This window comes from Ramlibacter sp. (genome assembly GCF_041916345.1).
Taxonomy (GTDB): domain Bacteria; phylum Pseudomonadota; class Gammaproteobacteria; order Burkholderiales; family Burkholderiaceae_C; genus Ramlibacter.
On the sequence record NZ_JAYRZR010000004.1, the window covers coordinates 1 to 12,423 of the forward strand.

Here is a 12,423-nt window from a genome sequence, read left to right on the forward strand (position 1 = left end):
TGGTGGTCACGGCCGCCGGCGGCCTGTGCCTGCTGGGCGGCGTGCTGCTGCTGGGCCACATCGCCGGCAGCTACGAGCTGGACCGCGTGCTCGCCGCCGGCGAGGCGGTGCGCGCCCATCCGCTGTATCGCCCGGCGCTCGCCCTGGTGCTGCTGGGCGCGCTGACCAAAAGCGCCCAGTTCCCGTTCCACTTCTGGCTGCCGCATGCCATGGCCGCCCCCACGCCGGTGTCGGCCTACCTGCACTCGGCCACCATGGTCAAGGCGGGCGTGTTCCTGCTGGCGCGGCTGTGGCCGGTGCTGGCCGGCTCGCCGGAGTGGTTCTGGATCGTCGGTGGCGCCGGCGCGATCACCCTGCTGCTGGGCGCCTACGCCGCCATGTTCCAGAACGACCTGAAGTCGCTGCTGGCCTATTCCACCATCAGCCACCTCGGCCTCATCACCCTGCTGCTGGGCATGAACAGCGAACTGGCCGCGGTGGCCGCCGTGTTCCACATGCTCAACCACGCCACCTTCAAGGCGTCGCTGTTCATGGGCGTGGGCATCATCGACCACGAGACCGGCACGCGCGACATGCGCCGGCTGGACGGCCTGTACCCCTTCATGCCCGCCACCGCGCGGCTGGCCATGGTGGCCTGTGCGGCCATGGCGGGGGTGCCGCTGCTGAACGGCTTCCTGTCCAAGGAGATGTTCTTTGCCGAGACGGTGCAGGTGCAGGCCCCCGGCTGGACGGACCTGGCCCTGCCCGCCATCGCCACGGTGGCCGGCCTCTTCGCGGTGGTGTATTCGCTGCGCTTCGGGCACGACGTGTTCTTCGGCCCGCCACCGCGTGACTGCCCGCGCGTGCCGCACGAACCGGTGCGCTGGATGCGCCTGCCGATCGAGCTGCTGGTGGCCGCCTGCCTGGTGGTGGGCATCTTCCCCGAGTGGTCGGTGGGCGCCCTGCTGGAAGCCGCCGCAAGGCCGGTGGTGGGCGGGCGCCTGCCCGAGTACAGCCTGGCCATCTGGCACGGCTTCAACGCGCCACTCATCATGAGCCTGGTCGCCCTGGCCGGCGGCGTGGCGGCGTACCTGGCCTTCGGTGCCTGGTTCAAGCAGCGGCCCTTGCGCGCCGCGCCCTTCATGGGCCGGCTCGACGGCAAGGCGGCCTTCGAGCGCGGCCTGACGCGCGCCAATGCCACCGCCCGCTGGCTGATCGGACGCACCAGCAGTCCGCGCATGCAGACCCAGCTGCTGTGGCTGCTGGTGGTGGCCGGGGCCGCCGCGCTGGCCTCGGCGCTGGTCGTGCCGCTGGAGTGGGGCGACCGCGCGCGCGTGCCGGCCACGCCGGCCTTCGCGCTGCTGTGGCTGGTGGGCGCCGCCGCCGCCGTGGGGGCGGCCTGGCAGGCCAAGTTCCACCGCCTGGTGGCGCTCACGCTGCTGGGCGTGGTGGGCATCGCGGTGTGCGTCACCTTCGCCTGGTTCTCCGCGCCCGACCTGGCGCTGACGCAGCTCGCGGTGGAGGCGGTGAGCATCGTGCTGTTCCTGCTCGGCCTGCGCTGGCTACCCAAGCGGCTGGAGCAGGACGACCCGCGCCAGGCGGCCCGCGCCCGCTGGCGCCGCCGGCGTGATTTCGTGCTGGCCGCGCTGCTGGGCGCCGGCCTCGCCGCGCTGTCCTATGCGCTGATGACGCGCACCGGCTTCCAGAGCATCTCGCCGTTCTTCATCGAGAACGCGCTGCCCCAGGGCGGCGGCACCAACATCGTGAACGTGATGCTGGTGGACTTCCGCGCCTTCGACACGCTGGGCGAGATCTGCGTGCTGGCCACCGTGGGCCTGACCATCTACGCGCTGCTGCGGCGCTTCCGTCCGCCGCGCGAGGTGGAGGAACTGCCGCCCCAGCAACGCACGGCACAGGCCGTCTCGGGCGCCGACCTGGTGCGCCCGCAGGACCTGCACGACGCGGACGACCCGGCCCAGGGCTACCTCATGGTGCCGGCGGTCCTGGTGCGCCTGCTGCTGCCGGTGGCCATGCTCGTGGCCGCGCACCTGTTCCTGCGCGGGCACAACCAGCCCGGCGGCGGCTTCATCGCTGGCCTGGTGCTGGCCACCGCCTTCATCGCGCAGTACATGGTGAGCGGCACGCAGTGGGTGGAGGAGCGCATGGACCTCAACCCGCCGTGGTGGATGGGCTTCGGCCTGGTGGTGGTGGTGCTCACCGGCGCCGGCGCGCTCGCCTTCGGCCACCCCTTCCTCACCACCCACACCGCGCACGTCACGCTGCCGTGGATCGGCGAGATTCACCTGCCCAGCGCCGCGTTGTTCGACACCGGCGTGTTCGCCGTCGTGCTGGGCTCCACCCTGCTGATGCTCACGGCGCTGGCCCACCAGTCGCTGCGCGCGCGTCGGCGTCCCGTGCGGGAGCGTGCCTGATGGAACTGATCCTCTCCCTGGCCATCGGCGTGCTGGGCGCCGCCGGCGTGTGGCTGGTGCTGCGGCCGCGTACCTACCAGGTGCTGGTGGGCCTGACGCTGATGTCCTATGCCGTGAACCTGTTCATCTTCAGCGTGGGCAGCCTCTCGGTCGACAAGGAGCCGATCGTGCGTCCCGGCGTGCCGGCCGACCTGCTGAACTACACCGACCCGATGCCGCAAGCCCTGGTGCTCACCGCCATCGTGATCGGCTTCGCCACCACGGCGCTGTTCCTGGTGGTGCTGCTGGCCCTGCGCGGGCTGACCGACAGCGACCACGTGGACGGCAAGGAGGAGCGATGAGCCGTCGGGCCGTTCCCGCGCGAATCCCGCAGCGCGTAGCGCGGAGGGGCGTCACATGAGCCTGAACGCTGCCGCCCACCTGGTGGTCGCGCCGGTGCTGCTTCCCATGCTGGCGGCCGCGGTGCTGATGGTGCTGCCCGACCGGCTGCGCGGCCTGAAGGCGGCACTGAACGGCGTGTCCATGCTGGCGAGCCTCGGCCTCGCGCTGTGGCTGTTCGCCGGCCTGGACGTGGTCACCGCGCGCGCGATGGCGGTGTACCTGCCCGGCAACTGGCCGGTGCCCTACGGCATCGTGCTGGCGCTGGACCGCCTCTCGGCCATGATGCTGGTGCTGTCCGCGCTGGTGGCGCTGGGCGCGCTGCTGTTCTCGCTGGCGCGCTGGCACCGGGCCAGCGTGCACTTCCACCCGCTGCTGCAGCTGCAGCTGATGGGGCTGAACGGCGCCTTCCTCACCGCAGACCTGTTCAACCTGTTCGTGTTCTTCGAGGTGCTGCTGGCCGCCTCCTACGGCCTGCTGCTGCATGGCGGCGGCACCACGCGCGTGCGCGCCGGGCTGCACTACATCACCGTCAACCTGCTGGCCTCGCTGCTGTTCCTGGCCGGCGCGGCCTTGCTGTACGGCGTGACCGGCACGCTGAACATGGCCGACATCGCGCTGAAGCTGCCGCATGTGCCGGTGGCCGACCGCGGCCTGCTGCACGCGGCGGCGGCGCTGCTGGCGGTGGCCTTCCTGGCCAAGGCGGCGCTGTGGCCGCTGAACTTCTGGCTGCCGGCCGCCTACTCGGCGGCCAGCGCGCCGGCGGCGGCGATGTTCGCCATGCTTACCAAGGTGGGCGTGTATGCCGTGCTGCGGCTGTGGACGCTGTGCTTCCCCTCTACCGCGGGGGACTCGGCGCTGTTCGGCCAGCCGATGCTGGTGGCCGGCGGCCTGGCCACCATCGCCTTCGGCGCCATCGGCATGCTGCGCTCGCAGCAGCTCGCGCGGCTGGCCGGCTACAGCGTGATCACCTCCTCCGGCACCATCATGGCCGCCATCGCCTTCGACGAGCCCGCGCTCACTGCCGGCGCCCTGTTCTACCTGGCCAGCTCCACGCTGGCCGCCTCGGCGCTGTTCCTGCTGGTGGAACTGGTGGAGCGCGCGCGCCAGATCGAGGTGGATCCGCCCGAGGCCGACCAGGCTGCCGGGCGCCTGCCCGGGTTCGAGGACTATGCGCCGCCGGCCGACGCCAACCTCGACGACGACCAGGTCGCCCTGGTGGGCCGCGTGATGCCGGGCGCGGTGGCCTTCCTGGGCGGCGGCTTCCTGCTGTGCACGCTGGTGATCGCGGGCCTGCCGCCACTCTCCGGTTTCGTCGGCAAGATCGCCATGCTGGGCGCCCTGCTGCAGCCGCGCGAGCTGGGGCCCTCGGTCACCGTGGGCTGGCTGCTGTTCGGGCTGCTGCTCGCCTCGGGCCTGCTCGCGGCCATCGCGCTCTCGCGCGCGTTCATCGCCCACTTCTGGGCCACGCAGGACCGCGCCGCGCCGCAGCTCAAGCTGGTGGAGGGCTTGCCGGTGGCGCTGCTGCTGGGCGCCTGCATCGCGCTGGCCGTGATGGGCGATCGCGCGCTGGCCTTCACCCGCGCCACCGCCGCCGAGCTGCATCTGCCCAGCGGCTACGTGGAGGCGGTGATGGGCACGCAGCCGGTGCCGCGGGCGGTGCCGGAGGTCAGCCCATGATCCGCCTGCCTGCCATCCTCCTCTTCGTGGCCCTGGTGTCGATGTGGCTGGCGCTGAACGACGCGCGCGAGCCGGGCCACTGGCTGCTGGCCGTAGGCGTGGCGCTCGCGGTGCAGCGTCTCGCGCGTCCGCTCGCCCCACGCGGTGCGCGGCTGCGTCGCCTGCCCGTGCTGCTGAAGCTGGTGATGCGTGTCGGCGCTGACGTGATCGTCTCCGCGCTGCAGGTGGGTGCGGGCGCGCTGCGCCCGGCCAGCCGGCCGGCCACCGGCGCCTTCGTGACGGTGCCGCTCGCGCTGCGCGACCCGTACGCTCTCACGGCGCTCGCCGTCATCTGCACCGTGGTGCCGGGCTCGCTGTGGTCCGAGCTGGCGCCCGACCGCAGTGCGGTGCTGCTGCACGTGTTCGGCGTGGAGGACGAAGCCGCCTACGTGCACGACTTCAAGACCCGCTATGAGCAACCGCTGATGGAGATCTTCGAATGAACCTGCTCGCGATGGCCGTGGAGGTGACGCTGCTGATGTACGCCGTGGCCATGGCCCTGGCGCTGGCGCGCCTGGTGCGCGGGCCGCGCGCGCAGGACCGCGTGCTGGCGCTGGACTTCATCTTCGCCGTGGCGATGCTGATGATGCTGGTGCTGGGCATCCGTGATGACAGCCGCATGTACTTCGAAGGCGCGCTGCTGATGGCGCTGTTCGGCTTTCTCGGCTCGTCCGCCATGGCCAAGTTCCTGCTGCGCGGGGAGGTGATCGAATGACCGTCGTCGAAGCCCTGGTCGCCCTGCTGCTGCTGGCAAGCGGCGCCTGCGCCCTGGCCGCGGCGCTGGGCCTGCTGCGCCTGCCGGATTTCTTCATGCGCATGCATGCGCCGGCCATCGCCACCACGTTGGGGGTCTGGGCCGTGAGCCTCGCGGCCATCCTGCACTTCAGCTTCGGCACTGGCCGGCTCGCCTTGCACGCCTGGGCGGTGATGATCCTGCTGTCCGTGGCCGCGCCCGTCACCACCGTGCTGCTGACGCGGGCTGCGCTGTTCCGCAGCCGCCAGGCCGGCGAGCCGGTGCCGCCGCCGCTGGGGCGGGAAGGCGACGGCTGAGGCGCCATGCGCGGGCGGCCCGGGCCCTGGCTTCCGCGCGGCGCGGCCACGGCGTTGCTGGCCGCCATGAGCCTGGGCCTGCTGGTCGCCGAACCCGCTGGGGCGCAGGACTGGGCCACCTTCGACTCGCGTGGCCTGCCGCGGTCGCAGGGCGTGGTGATCCGCGTGCCACACCCCGCCGCCTGGCAGCGGGTGCCCCCGGATGACGAGCTGGCCCTGGCCGAGCTGCGCGGCCCGCATGCCGGCCTGACCGGCATCGTGCAGATCGCCCGCGGCCGGCGCCACGCCGACATCGCGCCGCTGTGCCGCCCCGAGCGCGCCCGCACCATGCTGGCCGACCTGGAGGCGCAGGCCCCTGGCACACGGGTCACCGACGTGGTGGCCCATGTCCATCAGGGGCGCCCGGGCTTCGAGCTGCGCTACGAGCGCACCGACGACCAGCAGGTGCTGCGCGTGCACACCCGCATCGTCTGCCTGCGCGACAGCCGGCTGGTGGTGAGCTGCGCCGCTACCACGGACTTGCGGCAGCGCCATCGGCTGGCCGAGCTGGCGCCCGTGTGTGCCCGCGTGCTGGCGGGCGTGGAGGTATCGGAGAATGAGGCCGCGCCTGCCCCCTCCGACCCTGCCGCCAACGAATGAACCCGCTCGCCACCCTGCCCACCCCCACCGCCGTGGTGGACCTGCCGCGCCTGCAGCGCAACATTGCCCGCATGCAGGCGCAGCTCGACGCGCTCGGCGTCAAGTTCCGCCCGCACGTCAAGACCACCAAGTGCGCCGACATCGTGCGGCTGCAGGTGGCCGCCGGTGCCAGCGGGCTGACCGTCTCCACCCTCAAGGAGGCGCGGCAGTTCTTCGCCGAGGGCCACACCGACATCCTGTATGCGGTGGGCATCGTGCCCAACAAGTTCGAGGCGGCGCTGGCGCTGCGGCGCGAGGGCTGCGACCTGAAGCTGATCACCGACAACATGGCCATGGCGCAGGCGCTGGGCACCTTCGGGCGCGCGAACGGCCATCGCTTCGAGCTGTGGATCGAGGTCGACACCGACGGGCACCGCTCCGGCGTGGCGCCCGGGTCGGACCTGCTCATCGAGCTGGGCCTGGCCATCGAGGCCGCCGGCAGCACGCTCGGCGGCGTGATGACGCACGCCGGCGCCAGCTACGAACTGGACACGCCCGAGGCGCTGGCGGCGATGGCCGAGCAGGAGCGCGCGGGCTGCGTGCGCGCGGCCGAGCGGCTGCGCGCCGCGGGCCTGGCTTGCCCGGTGGTCAGCGTCGGCTCCACGCCCACCGCGCTGTCGGCGCGCGCGCTGCCCGGTGTGACCGAGGTGCGCGCGGGTGTCTATGCCTTCTTCGATCTGGTGATGGCCAACGTGGGCGTGTGCGCGCCGGAGGACATCGCGCTGTCGGTGCTCACCACCGTGATCGGCCATCAGCCCGAGAAGGGCTGGGCCATCGTGGATGCCGGCTGGATGGCGATGAGCCGCGACCGAGGCACGCAGCGGCAGCGCCACGACTACGGCTACGGCCAGGTCTGCGACGCCGAGGGCCACGTGCTGCCGGGCTACGTGCTCACCGGCGCCAACCAGGAGCACGGCATCCTCGCCCGCGAAGGCGAGGCGGACCCTGGCATCGTGCAGCGCTTTCCGGTCGGCACCACGCTGCGCATCCTGCCCAATCACGCCTGCGCCACCGCGGCGCAGTTCCCGCAGTACGAGGTGGTCACGGCCGAAGGCGCGCTGCGTGAATGGCCGCGTTTCCAGGGCTGGTAGGAGGTCTCGCCATGCAGCATCTCAACCCCGACACCCTCGCGCGCCCCGGCGGCCACTACAGCCATGTGACGGTGGCCAACGGCTTCGTCTTCGTGGCCGGGCAGCTGCCCGTCACGCCCGCCGGCGAGCGCCTGACCGACGCGCCCTTCGAGGCACAGGCCCGCCAGGTGCTGGCCAACGTGCAGGCCGCGCTGGAGGCCGCGGGCAGCGACGTCGCGCACCTGGTGCAGGTGCGCGTGTACGTGGACGACATCGCCAACTGGCCCGCCTTCAACACGGTGTACGCCGAATGGGCCGGCACGGCGCGGCCCGCGCGCGCGGTGGTCCCCACCGGGCCGCTGCACTTCAGACTGAAGGTGGAGGTGGAGGCGGTGGCCTGCCTGCCAGCCGCGGCAGGGTCCGCTACTTCGCGAACAGCCGGTTGATGTCGCTGAAGGCCTTCAGCTCCAGCGCGTTGCCGGAGGGATCCATGAAGAACATGGTGGCCTGTTCGCCGGGCTCGCCCTTGAAGCGGATGTAGGGCTCGATCACGAAGGCGATGCCCTGGGCGCGCAGCCGCTCGGCCATCGCCTCCCAGTCGGCCATGGGCAGCACGATGCCGAAGTGCCGCACCGGAACCCCGTGGCCGTCCACCGCGTTGCGCTGCGCCGCGCCCGTCTCGCCCGGGGCGAGGTGGGCCACGATCTGGTGCCCGTAGAAGTTGAAGTCCACCCACTCGTCGGAGCTGCGGCCTTCAGGGCAGCCGAGGACGCCGCCGTAGAAGCGGCGCGCCTCGGCCAGGTCGTGCACCGGAAAGGCCAGGTGGAAGGGCGAGAGCGGGGCGGGGTTGGTGGTGGGGGCCTGCATGGGGATTCGCGAGAGAGGGCGTTCAGGTGGGCAAAGGACGCATGCTACCGGCAGTGCCGTCGCAGCGCACGGCGCGCGAGCGGTGCCCCTTGCTCAGCGGGTGGCCGCCAGCTCCGCCTCGAGCGCCGCGGCGAAGGCCGCCGCCGCCGGCGACATGGAGCGTCCCTTCGGCGTGACGAGCGAGATGTCGCGCGAGACCACCGGCCCATGCAGCTTGCGCACCACGCGCGCGCCTTCGCCGGGCCGTCGGGCGTACGCGCTGGGCATGATGGCGCCGCCCACGCCGCCGTCGGCCAGCCAGAGGGCCGTGGACAGGAAGCTCACTTCGTTCACCACCTCCAGCGTCACGCCGGCCTGGACCGCGGCGCCGTCGATCAGGGGCCGGATGCCGTAGCCCGGCCGCACCGTCACCACCGGGTGGCCGGCGAGATCGCGCCATTGCAGGCGGCGCCTTGTGGCGAGCGGGTGGTCCTTGCGGCAGACGAAGGCCAGCGTGTCGGCCATCAGCCGCCGCGTGTCCACCCCGGCGGCCGCGCGCTCGGGCGTGCCGATGCCCATGTCCACGCGCTCGCTCACCACGCGCGAGACGAACTGATCCGGCGAGCAGTCGTCGATCACCACCTGGATCTGCGGATGCTGGCGGGCGAAGCGGCGCAGGGCGCGCGGCAGCAGGATCTCCGCCAGGGTGGGCGTGATCGCCACCGAGACGCGGCCGCGCCGCAGCGTACCCAGGTCGCGCAGGCCGGCGCCCAGGGAATCCACGTCGCGCAGGATGCGCTCGGCCACCGCGATGGCCTCCTCCGCGGCGGGCGTCGCCCGCAGGGAGCGCGTGGTGCGGTCGAACAGGCGGGTGCCCAGGCCCTCTTCGAGCTGGCGCACCAGCACGCTCACGGCGCTCTGCGTCACGGCCAGCTGCTCGGCCGCGGCGCCGAGCTTGCGCAGCTGGTAGACGGCGCGGAAGGCGCGCAGCTGCCGTACGGTGGGGGTGAAGGAAGGTCGCTGATTCACGAGAAAACATCATAGATGCTTCAGGAAATTTCGATTTACGAAAGAATCGCCACGCGCTCCAATGGGGCGAACAGGAGACAACCCATGCAACGATTCGCAAGAGCCCTTGGCCTGCTGGGCGCGGCCTTCTTGGCCGCCGCACCCGCGCTGGCGCAGACCGCCGCCGACTTCCCCAAGCAACCCATCCGCATGGTAGTGACCTTCCCGCCCGGCGGCAGCGCCGACGCGGTGGTGCGCCTGCTCACCCCGCGCCTGAACGAGAAGCTGGGCCAGCAGGTGGTGGTGGACAACCGCCCCGGCGCCGGGGGCAACGTGGGCCTGGCCCTGGTGGCCAAGGCGCCGGCGGACGGCTACACGCTGGGCGTGGGCGCGGCCGGCGCGCTGTCGGCCAACAGCAGCCTGTATCCGCAGATGCCCTTCGACTCGTTGAAGGACTTCAAGCCGGTCTCCATGCTCGCGGCCATTCCCTTCGTGATCGTGGGCCACCCGTCGGTACCGGCGAAGACGCAGAAGGACCTGCTGGCCGCCGCCAAGGCGCAGCCGGGCAAGTTCTCCATCGGTCACGGCGGCAATGGCACGGCCATGCACCTGTCGGCCGCGCTGTTCGCGCAGATGGCCGACGTGAAGTTCGTCGAGGTGCCGTACCGCGGCTCTGGCCCGGCCGCGCTGGACGCGCTGGCCGGCAACGTGCCGCTGGCCGTGGTGGACCTGCCCTCGGCCCTGCAGCACATCCGCGCCGGCAAGCTGATCGCGTATGCCGTGACCAGCCCGCAGCGCCTGCCGCAGCTGCCGGACGTGCCGACGGTGGCCGAGGCCGGCCTGCCGGGCTACGACTCCACCGGCTGGTTCGGCGTGGTCGCCCCGGCCGGCACGCCGGATGCCATCGTCGCGAAGCTCAACGCGGAGATCACCGCCGCGCTGAACGACGAGCAGATCAAGACCACGATGCGCAATGCCGGCGTGGAGCCGGCGCCCACTACGCCCGCCGCCTTCGACGCCTACATCCGCGCCGAGACCACCAAGTGGAGCCGGGTGATCCGCCAGGCCGGCATCAAGCTCGATCCCTGAGAGGCTGATTGCTCATGGATCATCAGACGGATGTGCTGGTCGTCGGTGCGGGCCCGGTGGGCCTGACGATGGCCATGGATCTTGCCGGCCGCGGCGTGCGGGTGACCGTGGTGGAGACGCGCCACTACGGCGAGCCGCCCAACGTGAAGTGCAACCACGTCTCGGCGCGCACGATGGAACGCTTCCGCCGCCTGGGCGTGGCGGCCAAGCTGCGCGACGCCGGCCTGCCGCCGGACTACCCGAACGACGTGGTGTTCCGCACCAGCATGAGCGGCCTGGAGCTCACCCGCATCCCCATCCCCGGCCGGGCCGAGCGCTACACCTCGCGCGAGGGGCCGGACACGTGGTGGCCCACGCCGGAGCCCCCGCATCGCATCAACCAGCTCTTCCTGGAGCCGATCCTGCTGCATCACACGGCGGCGCTGCCTGGCGTGACGCTGCTGAACCGCACCCAGGTGACCGGCTTTGAACAGGATGCCGACGGCGTGACGGCGGCGATGACGGGCCTGGACGACGGCGCCACCCGGCGCATCCGCGCGCGCTACCTGGTGGGCTGCGACGGCGGCAGCTCCAGCGTGCGCAAGGCCATCGGTGCCAAGCTGGAGGGCACGCCGGTGATCCAGCGCGTGCAGTCCAGCTACATCCGCGCACCGGGCTTGCGGGCGCGTCTGCCGGGCAAGCCCGCCTGGAGCTACTACTCGGTCAACCCGCGCCGCTGCGGCACGGTGTTCGCCATCGACGGCCAGGAGACCTGGCTGGTGCACAACCACCTGCATCCGCACGAGGAAGACTTCGACGCGGTGGACCGCGACTGGGCCATCCGCCAGATCCTGGGCGTGGAAGGCGACTTCCCCTACGAGATCATTTCGCGTGAGGACTGGGTCGGCCGCCGCCTGGTGGCGGACCGCTTCCGCAGCGGCCGCGTGTTCATCGCCGGGGACGCCGCCCACCTGTGGGTGCCGTATGCGGGCTACGGCATGAACGCGGGCATCGCGGACGCGCTGAATCTCTCGTGGCTGCTGGGCGCGCGCCTCGCGGGCTGGGGCAGCGAGGCGATGCTCGACGCCTACGAGGCGGAGCGCCAGCCGATCACGCAGCAGGTGTCGCACTTCGCGATGGACCATGCGGCCAAGATGATCCGTGCGCGCGGCGCCGTGCCGCCGAACATCGAGGCGAACGACGCCGAGGGCGCGCGGGCGCGTGAGCAGGTGGGCCGCGAGGCCTATGAACTCAACGTGCAGCAGTTCTGCTGCGCCGGGCTGAACTTCGGCTACTTCTACAGCGGCTCGCCGCTGATCGTGGCGGATGGTGAGGAGCCACCGGGCTACACCATGGGCGGCTTCACGCCCTCCACCGTGCCGGGCTGCCGGGCGCCGCATTTCTGGCTGGCCGATGGCCGCTCGGTGTACGACGCCTTCGGGCCGGGCTACTCGCTGCTGCGCTTCGACGCGGCGGCCGACGTCGGCCCGCTCCAGGCTGAGGCGCAGGCGCGGGGCATGCCGCTGACGGTGATCGACGTGGCCGGTATCGAGGTGCCCGAGGGCTATCGGCACCGCCTGGTGCTGTGCCGCGAAGACCAGCACGTGGCCTGGCGGGGGGATGCGCTGCCGGCGGACGTGCCGGCGCTGGTGCGCACGCTCTGCGGCGGTTGAGGCGGGGAGAGGCCCGGCGGCGCCTAAGGCGCGTTGCTCAGCGATCGCCGCCGTTCCAGCTCCCGCGCCAGCTCGTAGGCATGCGCGTCGTCATGCGCCCATTCGCCGTTGCGGCGGTAGGTGCAGCTGGCGCGTCGCTGGCCGTTGCGCAGCGGGGCGCTGAACTGCTGGGTGACCACGTAGTAGCTGGGCTGGGTGCCGAGCGCCGAGAAGGCCGTCGACCGCACCTTCACTTCGGGCGGGGCGAGGGCGCGCAGGCGCCGCTGGCAGTCGTCCTCCAGGCCCGCCTGCGTGAAACGGCCCTGGGCGAGCGCATCACGCACGGGCAGCGCGGCCAGCAGGGCCAGCAAAACGGCCGCGGCGTGGGGACGAGGGCACTGCAACATCGTGCCGTGATTGTCGCCACCCGCCGGCCCGGCCATCCCGGCAGTGTTGCAGCGGCCTGACAGGCGCGCGGACGGCACCGGGCTGGCGTGCCGCTCTGCCACAATGGTCGCGCCTGCTCAACAGCGCCCACGCCGC

14 protein-coding genes are annotated in these 12,423 nt (G+C 72.2%); 11 read left to right on the forward strand and 3 right to left on the reverse strand.

Going from position 1 to position 12,423, the window contains the following annotated elements; all coding sequences use genetic code 11:
- The 9 genes from ACE3T5_RS01845 to ACE3T5_RS01885 all read left to right on the forward strand — a co-directional run.
- A partial coding sequence (locus ACE3T5_RS01845; protein WP_374663831.1) for a monovalent cation/H+ antiporter subunit A occupies positions 1–2,411 on the forward strand: 2,411 nt, incomplete at its 5' end.
- A complete protein-coding gene (locus tag ACE3T5_RS01850) occupies positions 2,411–2,752 on the forward strand; it encodes a Na+/H+ antiporter subunit C (protein WP_374663833.1) in 342 nt (113 codons plus the stop codon). The genes ACE3T5_RS01845 and ACE3T5_RS01850, both read left to right, overlap by 1 nt.
- Positions 2,753–2,807: 55 nt before the next feature.
- Positions 2,808–4,469, forward strand: coding sequence for a monovalent cation/H+ antiporter subunit D (locus tag ACE3T5_RS01855; RefSeq protein ID WP_374663835.1), 1,662 nt, complete (start codon positions 2,808–2,810; stop codon positions 4,467–4,469).
- Positions 4,466–4,951 (forward strand): Na+/H+ antiporter subunit E, encoded by a 486-nt coding sequence (locus tag ACE3T5_RS01860; RefSeq protein ID WP_374663836.1) that lies wholly within the window; start codon positions 4,466–4,468, stop codon positions 4,949–4,951. Before ACE3T5_RS01855 ends, ACE3T5_RS01860 begins: the two co-directional genes overlap by 4 nt.
- Positions 4,948–5,223, forward strand: coding sequence for a K+/H+ antiporter subunit F (locus ACE3T5_RS01865; RefSeq protein WP_374663838.1), 276 nt, complete (start codon positions 4,948–4,950; stop codon positions 5,221–5,223). The genes ACE3T5_RS01860 and ACE3T5_RS01865 overlap by 4 nt, the downstream gene beginning before the upstream one ends.
- Positions 5,220–5,558: a monovalent cation/H(+) antiporter subunit G gene (gene mnhG, locus ACE3T5_RS01870; protein WP_374663840.1), complete on the forward strand. Its 339-nt coding sequence runs from the start codon at positions 5,220–5,222 to the stop codon at positions 5,556–5,558. The genes ACE3T5_RS01865 and mnhG overlap by 4 nt, the downstream gene beginning before the upstream one ends.
- 6 nt (positions 5,559–5,564) lie before the next feature.
- A complete protein-coding gene (locus ACE3T5_RS01875) occupies positions 5,565–6,197 on the forward strand; it encodes a hypothetical protein (RefSeq protein ID WP_374663842.1) in 633 nt (210 codons plus the stop codon).
- A complete protein-coding gene (locus tag ACE3T5_RS01880; RefSeq protein WP_374663844.1) occupies positions 6,194–7,327 on the forward strand; it encodes a DSD1 family PLP-dependent enzyme in 1,134 nt (377 codons plus the stop codon). Before ACE3T5_RS01875 ends, ACE3T5_RS01880 begins: the two co-directional genes overlap by 4 nt.
- 11 nt (positions 7,328–7,338) lie before the next feature.
- Positions 7,339–7,752 carry a RidA family protein gene (locus ACE3T5_RS01885; protein WP_374663846.1) on the forward strand — a complete coding sequence of 138 codons (414 nt, stop codon included), beginning with the start codon at positions 7,339–7,341 and terminating at the stop codon, positions 7,750–7,752.
- Here the strand turns inward: ACE3T5_RS01885 and ACE3T5_RS01890 are convergent.
- Positions 7,730–8,173: a VOC family protein gene (locus tag ACE3T5_RS01890; protein ID WP_374663848.1), complete on the reverse strand. Its 444-nt coding sequence runs from the start codon at positions 8,171–8,173 to the stop codon at positions 7,730–7,732. The genes ACE3T5_RS01885 and ACE3T5_RS01890 overlap by 23 nt on opposite strands.
- A gap of 93 nt (positions 8,174–8,266) precedes the next feature.
- Positions 8,267–9,181 carry a LysR family transcriptional regulator gene (locus tag ACE3T5_RS01895; protein ID WP_374663850.1) on the reverse strand — a complete coding sequence of 305 codons (915 nt, stop codon included), beginning with the start codon at positions 9,179–9,181 and terminating at the stop codon, positions 8,267–8,269.
- Positions 9,182–9,265: 84 nt separating this feature from the next.
- Between ACE3T5_RS01895 and ACE3T5_RS01900 the strand changes: the two genes are divergently transcribed.
- Positions 9,266–10,249 (forward strand): Bug family tripartite tricarboxylate transporter substrate binding protein, encoded by a 984-nt coding sequence (locus tag ACE3T5_RS01900; protein ID WP_374663853.1) that lies wholly within the window; start codon positions 9,266–9,268, stop codon positions 10,247–10,249.
- A gap of 14 nt (positions 10,250–10,263) precedes the next feature.
- Entirely contained in the window at positions 10,264–11,901 is a 1,638-nt protein-coding gene (locus ACE3T5_RS01905) for an FAD-dependent oxidoreductase (RefSeq protein ID WP_374663855.1), read from the forward strand.
- Between the two features lie 23 nt (positions 11,902–11,924).
- On the opposite strand, the gene ACE3T5_RS01910 is transcribed toward ACE3T5_RS01905, so the two are convergent.
- The gene (locus ACE3T5_RS01910; RefSeq protein WP_374663857.1) at positions 11,925–12,287 is read right to left on the reverse strand and encodes a hypothetical protein; all 363 of its coding nucleotides are present in this window, start codon (positions 12,285–12,287) and stop codon (positions 11,925–11,927) included.
- Between the last annotated feature and the right edge of the window lie 136 nt (positions 12,288–12,423).